The following is a 17,569-nucleotide window of genomic DNA, read 5'->3' as shown; positions in this document are numbered from 1 at the left end:
GCCCGTTGGCGTTATTTAGTGGAATAGAAGGAGCGCTCATTGATTTAGATGGGACTGTTTTTCAAGGGAAAGAATTAATTGAAGGAACGAAAGAAGCCATTTCTGCTATACAAAAAAGCGGAAGAAGAATTGTCTATCTTAGCAATAGAGGAAACCATTCAAGAAATGCAGGCCTTCTAAAGTTACGAGAACATGGAATAGATGTTGAAAAAGAAGATATTATCTTCTCTTCAACCGTAACCGCTCGTTTTATCAAAAAACACTATCCTCATGCTCAAGTATGGGTTCTAGGTAATAGTGGGTTAATTGAAGAGATGGAAGAACATCAAGTTAAGCTAGCAAAACGGCCTGAAGATGCTGATTTTGTTGTGATAACGTTACATGATGAAATTAACTATTCAGAGCTAAACGATGCCTTCCGTGCAACGTCAGCCGGTGCACGAATCATCGCAACAAATAGTGATAAGACCTATCCGGATGAAAATGGTCCAGCAATAGATGTAGCAGGATTTATTGGAGCCATTGAATCTGCAACGGGTCAGAAAACTGAATTAGTTATTGGTAAGCCCTCATGTTTTATGGTGGAGGCAGCACTTGATCAAATTGGTTTAGAAGCAGAGCAATGTATGGTAATAGGTGATAGTCTTGGTACAGATATATCAATGGGGAACATGCAAGGAATGAGAACAGTTTTGGTTCTGACAGGTAATACAACTTCAACTATGGTAGATCAGGCTGCCACGCGAAGTAAGCCTGATTATGTGTTTCAAAGTCTGGCTGATTTGAGGGGAGAACTATGAAACTGAAAAGACGAATAGAAGAGGTAATGCAGAATTCATCGTTTGAGCATTCGACTAATCCGATTGTTATTGCTGATGGAGCCATCGATTTGTTAGTTGACTATGTGGCTGAACAGCCAATAGTGAATGTGTTACTTGTTGTTGACGATAAGACGTTTCTTGCAGCTTGGACAAGAGGTTGGCCAAAAGCTAGTTGAGAAGGGCTTAAAAGCAACTACTCATTGTTTACAGCCAAATCATCAAGGCGATGTGATTGCTGATGAGCAAACGATTGTTGATGTTCTTTTGCAAGTGCACCCTGATACAGACTGTTTACTTGCTGTTGGATCTGGAACCATTCACGATGTTGTTCGCTTTGTTAGTGCAAAGGTTGAGAAGCCATTTATCTCTGTTCCAACAGCACCCTCTGTTGATGGCTTTAACTCAAAGGGAGCGCCAATTATCGTTAAAGGAGTTAAAACAACGTTTCAAACGGTTGCGCCAGTGGCCCTTTTTGCCGATCTATCTATACTTTGTCAAGCGCCTGGCGATTTAATTGCAGCAGGGTTCGGAGATATGATCGGCAAGTACACCTCTTTAACGGATTGGCAGGTAGGAGCAATTATTGCCGAAGAGCCATTCCAACAAGAGATTGCAGACCTAACAAATGAAGCACTGCAATCATGTGTTGAAGTAGCACCGGAAATTGGAAATCGTGAAAAAGAAGGTATAGAAACCTTAATGAATGCGTTGGTTCTATCAGGTATTGCCATGTCAACCTTTGGGGCATCCCATCCAGCTTCAGGAGCTGAACATCACCTCTCTCATTATTGGGAGATGCATTTTTTAGAGGAAGGGCATAAACAGCTTTTTCATGGAGCAAAGATTGGACGATCCACACTATTAATCATTCAATTTTATAAGGAAATTGTAAGAGCCAGTTTACTTGAAGATCCCACAGAAGAACGTGTACAACTAGTTAAATTAATTGATCAATTGCCTGAGCTATCTGATGTAAATCAGCAGCTTAGAGATGCTGGCTGGCATCCTGAGCAAGCTCCGATAGATGAAGAATTAATTCAACTTAGTTTATTAAAGGCGTATCATCTTCGTGACAGATGGACATTGCTGCGATACTATCATGAGACATTACACTGGTTGCCCGATTTATAAAACACGAGACAGGTTCTATCCCGATAAGGATGAGAGCCTGTTTTTTTGCGTCTATACATTAATAGATAAAGCGATAAAGTGATACGTTATTTCTATCAATTTATCTCTTGACGCTTTACTCACTCAGAGATACGATGGAACAATAACCAATAAAACCTATTAATATACTTTGTTTTGTGGATATAAGTTTGCTAAAAGGAGTGGTTTTTTGTATGAAAAAATATATATTCAATAAGCTGTTACGTAAAGCTTCTGTTGTTAGGGAATCTGTTGATAATGAAAGTAAAGCCACTCTTATGCAACAACAGGATGCAGAGTTTAAAGAGCGGTTTCTCACACAGTTTACTTTTTTCCAAGGGATCTAATCAGAATCAATTTGAGGAGGGTTTTGCATGTCAAATGTTCAATCAGTTGTTGTTTGGTCTAAGCAAGGCTGCCATTATTGTGCAGAGGTTAAGAACTACTTAGAAGAGAAAAACATTGCCTACAAAACGATTGATGTGACCAATCATGATGATCGTCGCGATATCTTAGAGGCTAAGTACGGCGTCCGTCATGTACCAGTAGTTGAAATTGGTATTGGTCATGATTTTAAAGGAATCACAAAAGTAGGATTAGAATATCTAGAAGAAGCTTTATTCACAGCAGAACCAAATAAATAAGTTGTATTCCTAGAAAGCTTCGTAACAATGCCTTATACTAAATAGATTCGAAAAGGAGGTTAGAACAATGCCTCAACCAATTGTGGTAAGTACATTACAGAATCAAGATAAGGACATTGTAAGAAAGCTTTTAATAGATAGTTACAGTCAATATGAAGAAGTATTCAGAAGTCCTGAAGCATGGTCTAACTATGTACAAAATATAAAAGATTCTTTAGATAACCCAAATGTAGAGCAAATATTGATTGCGAAACATGGTCCGGATATTGTTGGATCTATTCAGTTATTTGAATCTGGCGAAAAAGCGTATCAACGGTCAGAATTAGATATTCAACACCCGGTTGTCCGCCTTCTTGCAGTTCACCCCAATGCACGTGGACTTGGAGTTGCACAAGCATTACTTAGAGAAAGTATGGATATTGCAGCAGCATCTGGAGCTAAGTATTTGTATCTTCATACAGGGGACATTATGGAGGCTGCTCGAGCACTCTATGAGTGGTTAGGCTTTGAGCGAGATGAAGCAAATGAATTTAGAAATGGAGATTCGCTAGTAAGATGCTACTTTTTTGATTTACGTAAGGAGCGTGACCACATTGACAGCGCAGGAGCTAGAACAACGATTGATAGCCATTCGGAGACAGTTGCATCAGTATCCGGAGTTATCGAGAGAGGAATTTGAGACAACAAAATCGATTAAGTCCTGGTTACAAGAAGAAGGAATCGAAATTAGGCAAACTTCCTTACAAACGGGTGTATTTGCAGATATAGTTGGGAACAAACCCGGTCAAACCGTTGCAATCCGTGCTGATATTGATGCATTACCAATCAAAGAAGAATCTGGACTGCCATATGCATCTAAAGTAGATGGCAAAATGCATGCGTGTGGGCATGATTTTCATACTGCTGCATTAATTGGTGCTGCCTATTTATTTAAACAACATCAAGACACGTTCTCAGGTACCATTCGCTTATTATTCCAAGCAGCAGAAGAGACTGGTGCAGGAGCTAACCAGGTTGTTAAGGACGGACAACTTGAAGGGGTAGATGCTGTTATTGGGTTACACAACAAACCTGATTTGCCTGTTGGGACAATTGGACTAAAAGAAGGACCTCTGATGGCTGCAGTAGACCGATTCAAGGTGAAAATTCAAGGAATCGGAGGGCATGCCGGACTTCCTCAAAAAGCAACAGATCCTATTGTAGCGTCTGCTCAAATAATTACTGCGCTTCAGTCTATTATAAGTCGAAATGTCTCGCCGCTTGATCAGGCAGTAGTGAGCGTCACAAAAATTGTTGGTGGTAGTACTTGGAACGTTATTCCTGGTGCGGTTGAGCTTGAAGGTACAGTTCGCACATTTGACTCAGATGTACGTCAGTTTGTACGAGATCGTTTCCACAGTATTACGGAGTCTATTGGACAAGCCTACCAAGTCAAAGCTGAAGTTGGATGGTTTGCTGGAGCTCCACCAGTATCCAATGATTCTAAGGTGACAAACGTGACGAAAACAGCCGCTGAATCAATAGGATTTAACATAGTGGAACCCGATCCATCAACAGCTTGGAGAAGACTTTTCTATTTATCAACAACTGGTTCCGGGTTCCTTTGCTTTTTTTGGAACAAGTGGAACAGAGGATTGGCACCATCCTAGCTTCACTCTTAATGAATCGGCCATTCTAAAAGCCGCTGAATATTTGTATACTAGTGGATCTGAATTATTGAAGGAACTTAATCAAGAGCAAAAATAAGGTGCTTGAATACTTGAGGTGAGTCTCGCTGATAGAAAATACAAAGGAGTTCGTTCATACGAGTTGCTAGAGGTGGACTCGCAGAGAGTTTAAAAGCATTTATGCAACGTAATCATCTAACTAGAAGGGATTGATGAGTCATGGCAAACGTCGTAATTATTTATGGTGGAAATAGTCACCAGTCTAGACTAAAGGCTCTTTTTGAGAAAACAGAAACATTTTTTAAGAATGAAGGTCATGAAACAAGTTCTATCTTTGTGCATGAATTACCTGCTGAGGACTTAATTAAAGCAAACTTTGCAAGTGAGCAAGTTAAACAAGCAAATGAGAAGGTAGAGAAGGCATCATTGGTTGTTGTTATTACTCCTGTTTATAAGGCTGCTTATTCTGGTATCCTTAAAACCTTTCTCGATTTACTCCCTCAAAAAGGATTGGAAGGCAAAACACTTCTGCCACTTGTATTAGGTGGATCATTTGGACACTTGCTGGTCATTGATTATGCACTCAAGCCAGTGTTATCCTCACTTGGTGCAACAAATATTCTTAGTGGTGCTTATGTGTTAGATTCTCACATCGAGAGAGCAGAGGAAGATCAGTTCATCATATCCACTGAGATTACTGAACGCATTGATCGAGTATTACAACTTGCGAATGAGGAATTATAGAAAAAACCTATAAGGCGACTAGCCCTTTCTAAAGGGCTAGTCGTCGTTTTTGTTTTAAGATACACAGGAGCTAAAGGAAGGTCTGCTTCCATCCTAGTTACTGCGAATCCACAGATCCCTATAAAACAAACAACGAACGATCTAATATTGATCGTTCGTCTTTATCTACCGGGTATTCTTATATGACAGCACTTTTAGGTAAATCAAACACTTGCTTCACTAACTTTTTGTGTATGTCGATTTTGTTTAAATGGAAGTCCTAGGTTTTCGCGTAGGGTTGTGCCGGTATATTCTGTTTGTGCTAATCCTCTTTCTTGTAAGATCGGGAGGACTTTTTCGATAAATAAGTGCAGACCGTCATTTAGTAAAGGTGAGCCAAAGATCACTCCGTCAAAGGCATCAGCATGATACCACTTCTCGATTTCGTTTGCGACATGCTCTGGTGTGCCTGAAAACGGGCTTCTTGGTGTTGTTGCTTCTAGTGCAACTTGACGTAGAGTCTTACCATGCTTCTTAGCATCAGCCTTAATTAGATCTGTTGTAGATTTGAATGCTTCAGCTCCTATGTCTCCAATATCGGGGAACGGCTCATCTAATGGGTAGACACTAAAATCAAAGTGATCAAAGTAACGACCAAGGTAGTTTAAGGCTGTATCAATGGATACACCATTTCTCAAGGCTGCATATTTTTCTTCTACTTCTTCTTCTGTTTCTCCAATAATTGGCCCAATACCAGGAAGGATGACAATCTCGTCTGGGTTTCGTCCATATGCTTCTGCTCTGCTTTTTACATCCTGATAAAAGGCCTGGGCAGATTCAACGTCTTTGTGTCCAGTGAATACAGCATCAGCTGTTTTTGCGGCCAGTTCTCGGCCTGCATCAGAAGAACCAGCCTGAAAGACAACCGTTTGTCCTTGAGGCGAACGTTGGATGTTTAATGGTCCTTCAACTTGAAAGTGTTTTCCGTGATGGTTTATCGCGTGCATTTTATTTGGATCAAAGTACGTATCATTTTCGCGATCGTATAAAAAGGCATCGTCCTCGTAAGAATCCCATAATCCTTTTACGACTTCAACATGTTCTTCCGCAATTTCGTAACGGAGCGCATGGTCAGGGAAAGTATCCTGACTATGGTTATGGGCGGCACCCGTTGAAGGAGAGGTTACCACATTCCAACCGGCTCTTCCTCCACTAATTAAATCGAGCGAACCAAATTGGCGGGCTACGGTAAAAGGTTGGGTATATGATGTTGAAAGTGTACCGACCAAGCCAATATGGGATGTAACGGATGCTAGTGCAGAAAGAATCGTCAATGGCTCAAAGCGATTCAAAAAGTGAGGCAAGACATCTTTGTTTATGGCTAATCCATCTGCCACAAAAATAAAGTCTAGCTTAGCTCCTTCTGCTTTTTCAACGAGATTAAGGTAGTGCTTAACATTTACACTTGCATCAGCTGGTCCTGAAGGGTGCTTCCATGAAGCCATGTTTCCTCCAGCTCCATGTAGTATGGCTCCAATAATTAGCTGTTTTTTGGTCATATTAATCTCCTCCTATTTGTGTTCTCTCGGTTAGAGAGGGTAGTGACAAGCAACATAACGATTTTCTTTATAGGGAACTAAGTTTGGTTGCTCTTTTCGGCATGTATCGGTAGCGAATGGGCAACGTGTGTGGAAACGGCAGCCTGAAGGTGGATTGATTGGAGATGGAATCTCACCTTCAATCGATACATATGAACGTTTTGCTTTAGGATCTGGCTTAGGATTTGAGGCAATTAATGCCTTCGTATAGGGATGTGCTGGGTTTTGAAATAGCTCTTCACTAGGGCTAATCTCTACCATATTTCCTAAATACATCACACCAATTCGATCCGAGATATAACGCACGACATTTAAACCATGAGCAATAAATAGATAGGTTAATCCTAGTTTCTTCTGCAACTCTTTAAGTAGGTTTACGATTTGAGCTTGAACAGATACATCAAGTGCAGATACCGCCTCATCTGCTAAAATAAAGGCAGGCTCTAAAGCAATCGCTCTGGCAATGCCAATACGCTGCCTTTGACCGCCTGAAAATTCATGTGGATGTCGAGACGCGTATGCGGGATCTAAGCCAACAGCGGTTAGAAGCTCTGCCACGCGTTGCTGCAGTTGTGTTTTTGTATATTTTTGATGTGTACGAAGAGGCTCCGAGATAATTTGTTCCACTGTCCAACGTGGATCAAGTGACCCATATGGATCTTGGAAAATCATTTGCATATTTTGACGTGTTGATCTTAGACGAGAAGCACTGAGAGAGGTTAGGTCTTGCCCGTTAAATATTGCCTTCCCTGCAGTTACTAATTCTAACTGTAAGAGGATACGACCAAGTGTGGATTTTCCACTACCTGACTCGCCAACTAATCCAAACGTTTCGCCTTTTTGGATTGAGAAGCTAATATTGTCAACAGCTCTAAGCACTCTTGTTCGTGAGAAAATAGGTCCTTTAACAGGATAGTGTTTACTGACATTAGCTAATTCAAATAGTGTATCTGTTGGTGTTACTATTGTTTGTTCTGCTGCTGTAGGTAAATCAATTTTTTTAATGTGTGTCTCCTTGCTTAGTTCTTCTGCATGCCAGCAGGCGACTTCACGATTGTTGTTATCAATCAGTGGTGGGACATCTGTTTTACAAAGCTCTGTAGCGTGTGAGCAACGTGGATGAAACAAACAACCTGATGGGAGGTTTGTTAAGCTTGGGATAGTACCCTTAATCGAATAAAGCTCCGTATCTTGATTTCTATCCAACGTCGCTACTGATTGAAGTAACCCTTTTGTATAGGGATGAAAAGGAGCTTCAAAAAGAGAAGCTGTGTCTGCTTGTTCCAACACCTTTCCTGCATACATCACTACAATACGATCAGCAATTTCGGCAGCAATACCGAGATCATGGGTGATGAGTAAAATCGACATATCTAGTTCTTCTTTCAGTTCTTGCAACAATAACAGGATTTGAGCTTGAATCGTTACATCTAATGCTGTTGTGGGTTCATCTACAATGAGCAATTCCGGGTTACAGGAAAGTGCCATGGCAATCATCGCGCGTTGTAACATTCCACCCGATAACTCACCTGGATATTGTTTCATTCGGATAGCTTGGTTCAGGAATGCCAACACGTGTGAGAAGATTGATTGCTTTATCCCAAGCTTTTCTTTTACTGACTCGGTCGTGTTTTAAGATCGTCTCTGTTATTTGAAATCCGATTGTATAGACTGGGTCAAATGCAGACATCGGTTCCTGAAAAACCATGGAAATCTTTTTGCCACGTATCTCAAGCAATTTCTTTGACGACATTGAGGCAATATCTTGCCCATTAAAAGTAATAGAACCACCTGTTATTGATCCATGTTCATAATCAATTAAGCGCATAATCGCTTTTGATGTAATGGTTTTACCACTGCCAGATTCTCCAACAAGACAAACAGTCTCTCCTTTCTTAATTGTTAAAGAGACATTGTCGAGTACCTGGAGATTTCGACTTTTGTTATGGAATTCAACATTTAACTGTTGGATGTCTAATACATTGGTCATCAATCATTCTCCTAAGCTCGTTGTTTTTTTGGATCGAGGTAATCTCTTAACCAATCGCCAATTATGTTTACAGAGAGAACAAAGAGTGTAATCGCAAGTCCAGGAAACGTACAAATCCACCATGCTACTGTTAAGAACCCTCTTCCTTGTGAAAGCAGTGCCCCCCAATCAGGTATTTCATTTAGTACACCTAAGCCAAGAAAACTTAATCCTGAACCGGCAAGAATAGCGGAACCAATACCTAAAGTCGACATCACAAGCATAGGTGATAAGGAATTAGGAAGCACATGTGAGGTGAAGATCCTCCATTTTGGTAAGCCAATTGAGTGCGAGGCAGAGATAAAGGAGCGACCCTTTATGCTCATGACTTGTCCTCGCATCACTCTTGCGTATCCAGGTATAGAAGAGATGGCTATCGCTAAAACGATATTTAAGAGACTTGGTCCAAGTGAAGCAGCAATTGCAAGTGCAAGAAGGATACCAGGTATCGTCATCAAAATTTCAATTAATCTCATGAGAACACCATCAACTCGACCTCCGAGATATCCTGAGAGCGCGCCTATACCTCCTCCAGCAAGACCGCCAACAATAACTGATAAAACCCCAATAAACAGTGAGTCACGACTTCCATAAACCACCAAACTAAAGACATCACGGCCAAATTGATCTGTTCCGAAAAGATGCGTTAAGCTTGGTGATTGAAGGATGGCATCCTGAGCCATAGCAGTTGGCGAATAGGGTGCGATGAGCTGCGGGAACAAGGCACAAATAATAATGAAAAGAATGACTAAACCTGCAGCTCCAATAAACAGTTCAGTCAGTCCAAAAAAATGTCTTTTTCGTTGAGATACATGTGTTTTTTCTCGTACATTAAGAAACTCTTTGTGTAAGGTTGTTTCTCTCATCAGGCTCCTCCTCTCCAACTTAAATAGATCGTCTAACACGAGGATCAATAATCGTGTACGAGATATCAACAATCAAGTTAATGGTGATGTAGAGAATAGCGGTAAAAAAAATCACGCCTTGCACGACAGGTAAATCACTAGCCATAATGGCATCGGCTATCAATCGTCCAATACCTTGTCTTGAAAAGACGGTTTCAATGATGACCGTTCCTGCTAACATGTCTCCAATAATCATGCCCATCATTGTGAGCGCTGGGATAAGGGCATTTCGTAAGGCATGTCGATACATAATAACGCGTTCAGATAATCCCTTTGAACGGAGTGTTGTAATAAAGTTTTCGCTTATGACCTCCAACATACTGTTTCGAACCATACGAATAATTGAACCCGCACCAATAACACCAAGTGTAAAGGCAGGAAGGATCAGTGTTTGCCATCCATCAGACCCAAGGGAAGGGAACCAACCTAGATGGACGGAGAAGATAAGGATCAAAAGAATTCCTGTCCAAAAGGTTGGCATCGAGATACCAAACAATCCGATTATTCGTGCCAAAATATCAATCGCTTTATTGCGATGAATGGCTGATAAGACGCCAAGTGTTAATCCGAGTACAATCGAGATGCTTGCACTAGCTAGTGTTAAAGCGAGTGTTTTAGGAAACTGATCCAAGATTTGTGGTAAAACAGGTGTCGAGTTGACCAATGAATGACCAAAATTCCCTTGAAATAAATCAGAAAAGTATTGAAAAAGCTGGATATGAAAAGGCTGATCTACCCCTAGCTCATGACGCAACTTTTCAATCATTTCTGGTGTGGCTACTGATGGATCGAGTATCGTATCCACAGGGTCACCTGGAAGTACATATAAGATAGTAAAAACAAGAAAGGTTGAGCCAAATACAACTAATAAAGCAGTAAGGATGCGTTCAATGATTGATCGAGCCATGATACCAACTCCTTATAGCATTAAGGTTGTACATACGCATCATTAAACTGAGGATAACCAAGATAATCAAAGGTAATATCATGAACTGATTTCTGAGTTCCTACCGTATAATTGGGTACATAAATCGGCAGAATGATTGCTTCATTATGGATAAATTGCTGAACATTTTTGTACAATTCAGCTCGTTTGTCCTCATCCTGTTCAGTTACAGCATCTTGAAGCCACTGATCAATCTCAGGGTCATTTACTTTTGATAAAGTGTCTCTCGCTCCTTCAGCAGGAGAATGGTAAAACTGTATTAATGCATTTGGGTCACCATTCACTTGACTATTTCCGTATAGGTCATAATCGCCGTTTGTATTAATGGTTGTTGCAACATCTTTTGTTAATTCAATGTCTACTTCAATGCCAATTTCTTTTAGCTGTTGTTGAATCATGACGGCAATGTCATTTCGTTTTTCACGATTTGGAGTAATGTCTACATATTGAAGTGTTAAACGTTCTCCATCACGAGTTCGAATGCCATCATTGCCCTCTTCCCACCCAATGTCTTCTAGTAGTTCTTTTGCTTTTTCAACGTCTGTTTCAATTGCATCCTCGAGAGATTCATCGTATCCAAGAAGTCCAGGTGTAATAGCTGACCATGCACGGTCGTACGTACCAAAGTAAAGTGTTTCAACAATATGATCTATATCAATCCCGTATTGCAATGCTTGCCTGGCTTCAAGCTCTCCCCACGGTTCGTGATCTGGATTGATGAATAAGGTATAGGGCAATCCCTCGATGTTTTGACTTAAGAGCTCAAGTGAATCATCATTTTCAAATGCCTCAATATTCTGAGGAGGAATCGCTTCTGCCGCTAACACCTGACTGCTCTGCAAGCTTCCGATTCGTGTAGATTCTTCGGTAATAATATTAAAGGTTAACGTATCAAGATAAGCAGGGCCTTTATTTTTATATTTATCAGATCCCCAATCGTAATCCTCGTAACGTTTTAGTTTTATATTTGAATTTTCCTGTAAGCTAACAAATTCAAATGGGCCAGTGCCGACTGGATTCTGACCAAATTGATCATCATATTCCTCAGCAGCTGTTGGTGAAACAATTGAAAGATTTGCTTGTGTTAGGTTATCTAAAAATGGAACAGATGGTGTAGATAGGTGTAATTCAATGGTGTAGTCATCGATAATTTCTGACGATTCATAAGGCTGCAATCTGCTGAACGCATTTCCTGCTTGTGTTTCTGGATCTAAAATGCGATCGAAACTATATTGAACAGCTTCAGCATTAAGAGGTGTTCCATCATGGAACGTAACATCTTCACGGAGGTGAAAAGTATACGTTTTTCCATCGTCGGAAATCTCCCAGTCAGTAGCTAGTTCAGGAACAATTGTATTATCGGGTAGCTTCGTGACAAGACCTTCAAAAATCTGCTTATACACGCGGCTTTCTACTGCCCAGCCACTGCGTGCAGGATCTAGATTAGCAGGAATAGAGGCCAACGCATATGTAAGGTCTCCTCCTTTTGTTGAATCCTCTGGTTCTGCCTGGCTAGCACCAGATTGACTTGTTCCGCTTGCGCAGCCAGTAAGTACAACAATGGCTGTGGTTAAGGCTAATGCTGATTTGGAAAGGGATTGGTTGTTTGTTATCATAACTTTCCTCCAATAATATAGTGTAAATTAACTTTTCCTATTTAACAGGTAGGATTAATATAATTTCGTTTATCCTACGCCTATATGAAAGAAAGATCAACAGGTAGAATGATAGGATTATGAAATAAACCATAAAAAAAATCTATCAATGATACACTGGCCTTAAAATACTAATTGCTTATAAGAATAGTAGGGTATATGATAATAAGAAATAACCTGATTAGATGAAGGATAAATACTAATAAAAATGAGGTGGAAGGTTCATGAACTTTGACTACTTAGAGGCTTTTATGTATGTTGTGAGATTTAAGAGCTTTCATAAAGCAGCCGACGCTCTATATTTATCTCAACCATCTATAACTGCCAGGATAAAAGGATTGGAACGAGAGCTTGAAACACAGCTTTTTACAAGACAAGGACGCGGTGTTACTTTAACAGCAAAAGGGAGGGAGTTTATTCCTTTCGCGGAACAAATTATTCGAACCTATCAGCAAAGTAAACACAAACTCCAAACAAAATCAGATGATAGAAAGTTTACGTTTGGCGCTAACATGATTACTGCACAATATGTGCTTCCGCGTTTTCTACACTTTTTCCAAGAGATGCAGCCAGATCTTGAATTTGATGTGATATGCGGAGGAAATGAAAGCATGATTGATGGAGTGAGCCGTAATGAAATTGACATTGCGTTTGTCCGTCAGCAAGGGAAGGAGTTAGATAACTTAATTTTCCAACCATTTTTAGATAATTCGATTTTATTAGTGGTTCATCCTGAACATTCTTTTACCTCAACGACTCAGTATACGGCTCATAAAATAGCCAAGGAGCCACTTGTTTTCTTTGAGTGCGGAGCGTTTAACTGGAATCTTGTCCATAAAATTTTTGAAGCACATAATGTGAATCCCTCTATTAGGCACAAGGTTGGGAACATGGAAGTTGCTAAATCGTTAATAGTTGACCGCGCTTGGAATCGGATTTTTACCGAAATTAGCTGTAAAAAAAGAGCTCGAAAGCGGTGAATTACGATCGATTGATGTTAGTCACTTAATGAATTTTAACCAGCAAATTGAAGGTGTTCAGTCAGTAGAGAACCCATTGTCTCCTTCTATTGAACGATCTTTACTAGAAGCTGCTACATTATTTGAACAACGTTCTTCCTTATTTTCAGTTACGTAAAAACAGCGGGAAGCCTTACTCAATAAGGTTTCCCGCTGTTTTATTTCAAGTTAACCAAAATTAAATTAAAATTCTTTTAAAAATAGTGATCCACTTTCGCCTAGTTCTCGTTACCCTAGTATCTTAACCACATTGAAAAGGGGAGAACACACATGTATAAAAAATTTACAGCTGTTGCACTTGGCGCAGCACTAGTCATACCATCATTCGCACAAGCAGCAGACGGAGGAGAAAGCCAATTCTCAGGAGCATCAGATCTTCGTGCCGATCTCGACCATCTACTTTCGGAGCACTTTGTTCTAGCCGTTTCATCCATGCAGAAAGCATACGATGAATCACCGGATTGGGAAGAAGTTGAATGGGCTTTAGATGAAAACGTACAGGATATGGGAACAGCGCTTGAGCCATTATACGGCGAAGAAGGCGCAGACGAATTCGTTCGAATTTTTGAATCACATAATGGATACACCGATGATTACGTAAAAGCTGTGAAAGACGGAGATGATTCGGCTAAGCAAGAAGCCGAGGATAACATCGCAGGTTTTGCTGATGAATTTTCAACATTCCTTGATGGGGCAACAGAAGGGAATCTTCCAAAAGAAGCCGCAGAGGAAGCTTTAGTAGCACATGAAGATGACGTGCAAGCAACGTTTGATCATTATGCTGCAGGCGATTATATGGAAGCTTACACAAGCTACCGTGAAGGTTTCGATAGAATGTTTGATATTAGTAAAGTATTATCTGGAGCGATTGTGGCTCAATTCCCTGATATGTTCTCAGGTTCTGTAGATTCAGCAGATGCTGAGCTAAGAGCTACATTAAACAAACTAGCTGGTGAGCACTTTGCACTTGCATCATTAGAGCTTGAAAAAGGCTACACACAAGCCGATGACTTTGACTTTGTCACATGGGCTGAAGATGAGCACACTGCTGATTTTAAAGCAGCGATCGAAAGCATTTATGGAGCAGAAGGAGCCGACCAGTTTGAAACGGTTTGGCAGCAAGACCACATTAACGCACAAAGTGATCTAGCTATTGCAACGCTTGAAGGTGACCAAGAAGTACGTGATGCAGCGATTGAGCATCTTAAAACGTTCTCTCAAGACTTTGGTGCATTCCTAGCTACAGCAACAGAAGGTAACCTGCCTGAAGAAGCAGCACAAGAAGCTGTTTGGGCACATGAAGAACAAGTGATCAAAACGTTTGACCAGTTTGTAGAAGAAGACTATGAAGCAAGTGTGAAAACGTACCGTGAAGGGTATGCATTCATGTTTGGTATTGGTGAAACACTAGGTGGAGCAATCAAGACACAAATGCCTGACCAATTTGGTAGCGAGGCAATGCCTGAAGAAATGCCTCAAACTGGATTTGGTGGCGCAAGTAATGATTCATCCATGATGGTTTGGTTAAGCGGACTCGCAGCAGCAGCACTTGGTGGACTGTATGTATTCCGTCGTAAAACGAGTGGAGATAACGCGTAAGATAAAATAGATTCTTGTAAAGTGAGTTGATAGAGATGAAATGGCTGTCCACCTTTTTAACAATAGGCGTTCTACTTATAGGTCTTGTTGCTTTTAGTACAGCTTCAACTCCTGTTGCTAATCAAAGTGCACATGTGCCAACTGTTGCACATAAGGAAAACTCAGCTGAATCAGAAGTAGATGATTCCACTCAAGAGGATAAAGATGAAGCTGAGGTAGAGCAGGCATTAGCAATACCTGGTGAAGGTGATTCAGAATTCACCTTTGTAGACACAGCTGTGTTGCACGAAGTGGAAGCCATTCAATCTCAAATTAGTGAGCAGCAGGATCAAAAAAATAAAGGGATCAAGCCTGTTGAAATACGGATCCCATCTCTAGGAGTAGAGGCTAATATAGAAGATGTAGGTGTACTTGATAACGGACAAATGGGTGTACCAGAAGATGTAGATGGAGTGGGTTGGTTTGAACCAGGTACCAATCCAGGTGCGATTGGAAACTCTGTGATGGCAGGTCATGTTGATAGTAGAACGGGACCTGCAGTCTTCTTTGAACTTGAAGATCTTGTTGAAGGTGATGAGATTATTGTGATGGATGATGAAGGAAAAGAGCTTACCTTTGAAGTGAAAAGCAAAGAGAGCTATGATCGCAATGATGCACCGATTAATGATATCTTTGGCGCTACTGATACCAGAAGTCTTAACTTGATTACTTGTTCAGGGACATTTAATCGAGAGGTTGGTACTCATGATGAGAGACTGGTTGTGTATACAGAATTAGTGGAAGAAGATGAACCATTGGATGTGGAGAAACCTCAAACACCGGATAATGTGAAGGTTCAAGGTGCGTTCCTTACATGGCATGCTGTGAGAGATGATCTTGTCGTTGGTTATCGAATCTATAAAGAGATTGAAACGGATGAATTTGAGCACGTTGAAAGTCTCTCTGCACATGAACGAAAAAGCTATACCATTCCAGAAGACAGTCGAGATCTTACGTATTATGTGACTACAGTAGATCTTTACGGGCAAGAATCAGAGCCTTCAGAATTAGTAAATACAGACTAATAAGCAAACCGACCAAGCCAATGTAAACATGGAGGCTTGGTCTTTTTTTGGGGAGATAGTGATATACTAATAAGAGAAATTAGTAGTCAACTACTTTATTTTTTCATATAATAACGGAAATGCATCGGTCACTTTGGAATTCAGAAGTGCGCGAAGGCAATTACTATCAAATTTCTATGGAGGCTTATCATGATACGGTTCGCAACCGAGAATGAGAACGAAGAAGATATACGACAGATTAATGAATTAACCTATTCAATTCTTGAATCCATGGATCTTGAACTGATCCAACAGACTCCTAAAAGCCAGTATCTAGATTTTCTTGCTCAGCTTTTTCAAAAGGAAGGAAATCGATTTAGCTATCACAACTTCTTGTTAAGTGAACTTGAAGGTCGAATTGCAGCTATAGCGGTTGTTTATCATGATGATGATGCAGGGTATTATGACAAACAGCTAGGTGATGAACTAGCGACCTACTTTAAAATCCCGGCACCAGTTATTCAACCGGAAACTCAAGCTTGGGGAGTATTATCTTGATTCAATCGCCGTGGCTGAGGATTTTCGTAATCAAAAGATTGGGACGATGCTTTTAGAGGCGTTTGAAGAAGAAGCCTATGAAAAAGGGTATACAAAACTATCCTTAAATGTAGAGCAGGCAAATGAACGTGCAAAACGTTTATATGAACGTTTCGAATTCCACGAATTAGAATCGTTTGATTTATATGGACATGCATATTACCATATGATAAAAAATTTAATCGGCTAAAAAAGCTGATGGATTAGGTGGACGTTGTGGATCAAAAGAGTTTGACAACGAATCAAAACAAGCAGGCGTGGAATGATGAATCCTATCAAGCATGGGTGACTCGATTTGGAACTCCAGAGGACGCTGCGTTAAAAATAAAAGAAAATCCACAGAAACCACTGGTCACTTTATTACCACATTTCGGTGAAGTGAGTGGTACACGAATCATGAATCTGATGGGTTCAAATGGAACAAAAGCCGTTCCACTAGCTTTACTTGGAGCAGATGTTACCGTTGCGGATTTTTCTGAAGGGAATCAGAGATATGCACTAGAGCTTGCAGATGCTGCAGATGTGTCTATTTCATATCTCTTAGGTGATGTGCTTGATCTCAAATTAGAAGATCAAGAGCCCTATCAGCTCGTATTTGCAGAGATGGGCATTCTTCATTACTTTAAGGATCTCATCCCCTTTTTCCAAATGATTCATGCATTGCTTGATCAAGGTGGAGAGTGTGTCATCCGTGATTTTCATCCGGTTTCTACAAAGCTGATTACATCAAAGGGCACTACGGCAAAAATTCGCAAACATAAAGTAACCGGAGACTATTTTGACACATCATTAACAGAACAAAATGTCTCTTACTCCAAGTATGATGCTGATAATGCTTCAACTGTCCTGCTGAGAAAATGGACACTTGGAGATATTGTCACCTCTGCTGCACAAGCAGGATTAGTCATTAGAAGTTTGATTGAAGAACCGAATTTATCAAGTGATGTCTTTGATAAAGGAATACCAAAGACATTTGTCTTAAAAGCTTATAAAGCATAATAAAATTGATACCAATAGGAAAAACAAAGCTTGGACAGAAATGTTTTAGCTATCACAAAATCAAACCATGTTGATCAACTCAACATGGTTTGATTTTTTTTTGCGTTAAGACAAGAGAGTGGGCTGCAGCTCCGGACATAAAATTCTTTTCCGCGGGCGGCTCACAAGCCGCCCG

The 17,569-nt window shown here is 40.4% G+C and carries 20 protein-coding genes and 1 pseudogene; 15 read left to right on the top strand and 6 right to left on the bottom strand.

Annotated elements, in window-relative coordinates; genetic code table 11:
* Nucleotides 1-5 precede the first annotated feature (5 nt).
* The 8 genes and pseudogenes from NDM98_RS07905 to ssuE all read left to right on the top strand — a co-directional run bounded on the left by NDM98_RS07905 (nucleotide 6) and on the right by ssuE (nucleotide 5,025).
* Nucleotides 6-800 (top strand): HAD-IIA family hydrolase, encoded by a 795-nt coding sequence (locus NDM98_RS07905; protein WP_251606074.1) that lies wholly within the window; start codon nucleotides 6-8, stop codon nucleotides 798-800.
* The gene (locus NDM98_RS07900; protein WP_251606071.1) at nucleotides 797-997 is read left to right on the top strand and encodes a hypothetical protein; all 201 of its coding nucleotides are present in this window, start codon (nucleotides 797-799) and stop codon (nucleotides 995-997) included. The genes NDM98_RS07905 and NDM98_RS07900 overlap by 4 nt, the downstream gene beginning before the upstream one ends.
* Nucleotides 942-1,952, top strand: coding sequence for a sn-glycerol-1-phosphate dehydrogenase (locus NDM98_RS07895; RefSeq protein ID WP_251606068.1), 1,011 nt, complete (start codon nucleotides 942-944; stop codon nucleotides 1,950-1,952). The genes NDM98_RS07900 and NDM98_RS07895 overlap by 56 nt, the downstream gene beginning before the upstream one ends.
* 212 nt (nucleotides 1,953-2,164) lie before the next feature.
* Entirely contained in the window at nucleotides 2,165-2,317 is a 153-nt protein-coding gene (locus tag NDM98_RS07890; protein ID WP_251606064.1) for a hypothetical protein, read from the top strand.
* Nucleotides 2,318-2,344: 27 nt separating this feature from the next.
* Nucleotides 2,345-2,614 (top strand): glutaredoxin family protein, encoded by a 270-nt coding sequence (locus NDM98_RS07885; protein WP_251606061.1) that lies wholly within the window; start codon nucleotides 2,345-2,347, stop codon nucleotides 2,612-2,614.
* A gap of 67 nt (nucleotides 2,615-2,681) precedes the next feature.
* Nucleotides 2,682-3,293 carry a GNAT family N-acetyltransferase gene (locus NDM98_RS07880; RefSeq protein WP_251606058.1) on the top strand — a complete coding sequence of 204 codons (612 nt, stop codon included), beginning with the start codon at nucleotides 2,682-2,684 and terminating at the stop codon, nucleotides 3,291-3,293.
* Nucleotides 3,208-4,360: pseudogene (locus NDM98_RS07875) on the top strand (amidohydrolase). The gene NDM98_RS07880 and the pseudogene NDM98_RS07875 overlap by 86 nt, the downstream one beginning before the upstream one ends.
* A 140-nt stretch (nucleotides 4,361-4,500) precedes the next feature.
* Nucleotides 4,501-5,025 (top strand): NADPH-dependent FMN reductase, encoded by a 525-nt coding sequence (gene ssuE / locus NDM98_RS07870; protein WP_251606055.1) that lies wholly within the window; start codon nucleotides 4,501-4,503, stop codon nucleotides 5,023-5,025.
* A gap of 203 nt (nucleotides 5,026-5,228) precedes the next feature.
* Here ssuE and NDM98_RS07865 read toward each other — a convergent pair whose 3' ends face one another.
* Genes NDM98_RS07865 through NDM98_RS07840 form a run of 6 tightly spaced genes read right to left on the bottom strand, consistent with a single transcriptional unit; the run spans nucleotide 5,229 to nucleotide 12,098 of the window.
* Complete coding sequence (locus tag NDM98_RS07865) at nucleotides 5,229-6,563, bottom strand: LLM class flavin-dependent oxidoreductase (protein ID WP_251606052.1); 1,335 nt, start codon at nucleotides 6,561-6,563, stop codon at nucleotides 5,229-5,231.
* Nucleotides 6,564-6,593: 30 nt separating this feature from the next.
* Nucleotides 6,594-8,114, bottom strand: coding sequence for a dipeptide ABC transporter ATP-binding protein (locus NDM98_RS07860; protein ID WP_251606048.1), 1,521 nt, complete (start codon nucleotides 8,112-8,114; stop codon nucleotides 6,594-6,596).
* A gap of 13 nt (nucleotides 8,115-8,127) precedes the next feature.
* Nucleotides 8,128-8,592, bottom strand: coding sequence for an ATP-binding cassette domain-containing protein (locus NDM98_RS23925; protein ID WP_251606045.1), 465 nt, complete (start codon nucleotides 8,590-8,592; stop codon nucleotides 8,128-8,130).
* An 11-nt stretch (nucleotides 8,593-8,603) separates the two neighbouring features.
* A complete protein-coding gene (locus NDM98_RS07850) occupies nucleotides 8,604-9,497 on the bottom strand; it encodes an ABC transporter permease (protein ID WP_251606042.1) in 894 nt (297 codons plus the stop codon).
* Nucleotides 9,498-9,516: 19 nt separating this feature from the next.
* Nucleotides 9,517-10,443, bottom strand: coding sequence for an ABC transporter permease (locus NDM98_RS07845; protein WP_251606040.1), 927 nt, complete (start codon nucleotides 10,441-10,443; stop codon nucleotides 9,517-9,519).
* A 20-nt stretch (nucleotides 10,444-10,463) separates the two neighbouring features.
* The gene (locus NDM98_RS07840) at nucleotides 10,464-12,098 is read right to left on the bottom strand and encodes an ABC transporter substrate-binding protein (protein WP_251606037.1); all 1,635 of its coding nucleotides are present in this window, start codon (nucleotides 12,096-12,098) and stop codon (nucleotides 10,464-10,466) included.
* A 263-nt stretch (nucleotides 12,099-12,361) separates the two neighbouring features.
* Here NDM98_RS07840 and NDM98_RS07835 point away from each other — a divergent pair, with 263 nt between their 5' ends.
* The 7 genes from NDM98_RS07835 (at nucleotide 12,362) to NDM98_RS07810 (ending at nucleotide 17,394) form a co-directional block, all read left to right on the top strand.
* Nucleotides 12,362-13,117, top strand: coding sequence for a LysR family transcriptional regulator (locus tag NDM98_RS07835; protein WP_251606035.1), 756 nt, complete (start codon nucleotides 12,362-12,364; stop codon nucleotides 13,115-13,117).
* Nucleotides 13,118-13,145: 28 nt separating this feature from the next.
* A complete protein-coding gene (locus NDM98_RS23435) occupies nucleotides 13,146-13,274 on the top strand; it encodes a hypothetical protein (RefSeq protein WP_285803899.1) in 129 nt (42 codons plus the stop codon).
* Between the two features lie 152 nt (nucleotides 13,275-13,426).
* Entirely contained in the window at nucleotides 13,427-14,755 is a 1,329-nt protein-coding gene (locus NDM98_RS07830) for a copper amine oxidase (RefSeq protein WP_251606033.1), read from the top strand.
* Between the two features lie 35 nt (nucleotides 14,756-14,790).
* The gene (locus tag NDM98_RS07825) at nucleotides 14,791-15,819 is read left to right on the top strand and encodes a class F sortase (protein ID WP_251606031.1); all 1,029 of its coding nucleotides are present in this window, start codon (nucleotides 14,791-14,793) and stop codon (nucleotides 15,817-15,819) included.
* Between the two features lie 189 nt (nucleotides 15,820-16,008).
* A complete protein-coding gene (locus tag NDM98_RS07820) occupies nucleotides 16,009-16,356 on the top strand; it encodes a hypothetical protein (protein ID WP_251606029.1) in 348 nt (115 codons plus the stop codon).
* 10 nt (nucleotides 16,357-16,366) lie between these two features.
* Nucleotides 16,367-16,585 (top strand): GNAT family N-acetyltransferase, encoded by a 219-nt coding sequence (locus tag NDM98_RS07815; RefSeq protein ID WP_251606026.1) that lies wholly within the window; start codon nucleotides 16,367-16,369, stop codon nucleotides 16,583-16,585.
* 26 nt (nucleotides 16,586-16,611) lie between these two features.
* Nucleotides 16,612-17,394 carry a class I SAM-dependent methyltransferase gene (locus NDM98_RS07810; protein ID WP_251606022.1) on the top strand — a complete coding sequence of 261 codons (783 nt, stop codon included), beginning with the start codon at nucleotides 16,612-16,614 and terminating at the stop codon, nucleotides 17,392-17,394.
* Nucleotides 17,395-17,569 lie beyond the last annotated feature (175 nt).

The sequence above is a fragment of the Alkalicoccobacillus plakortidis genome (assembly GCF_023703085.1).
In the GTDB taxonomy this organism is placed as follows: domain Bacteria; phylum Bacillota; class Bacilli; order Bacillales; family Bacillaceae_D; genus Alkalicoccobacillus; species Alkalicoccobacillus plakortidis.
The sequence above is the reverse complement of the archived record's forward strand: the minus strand, read 5'-3'. Positions and strand labels throughout refer to the sequence as shown.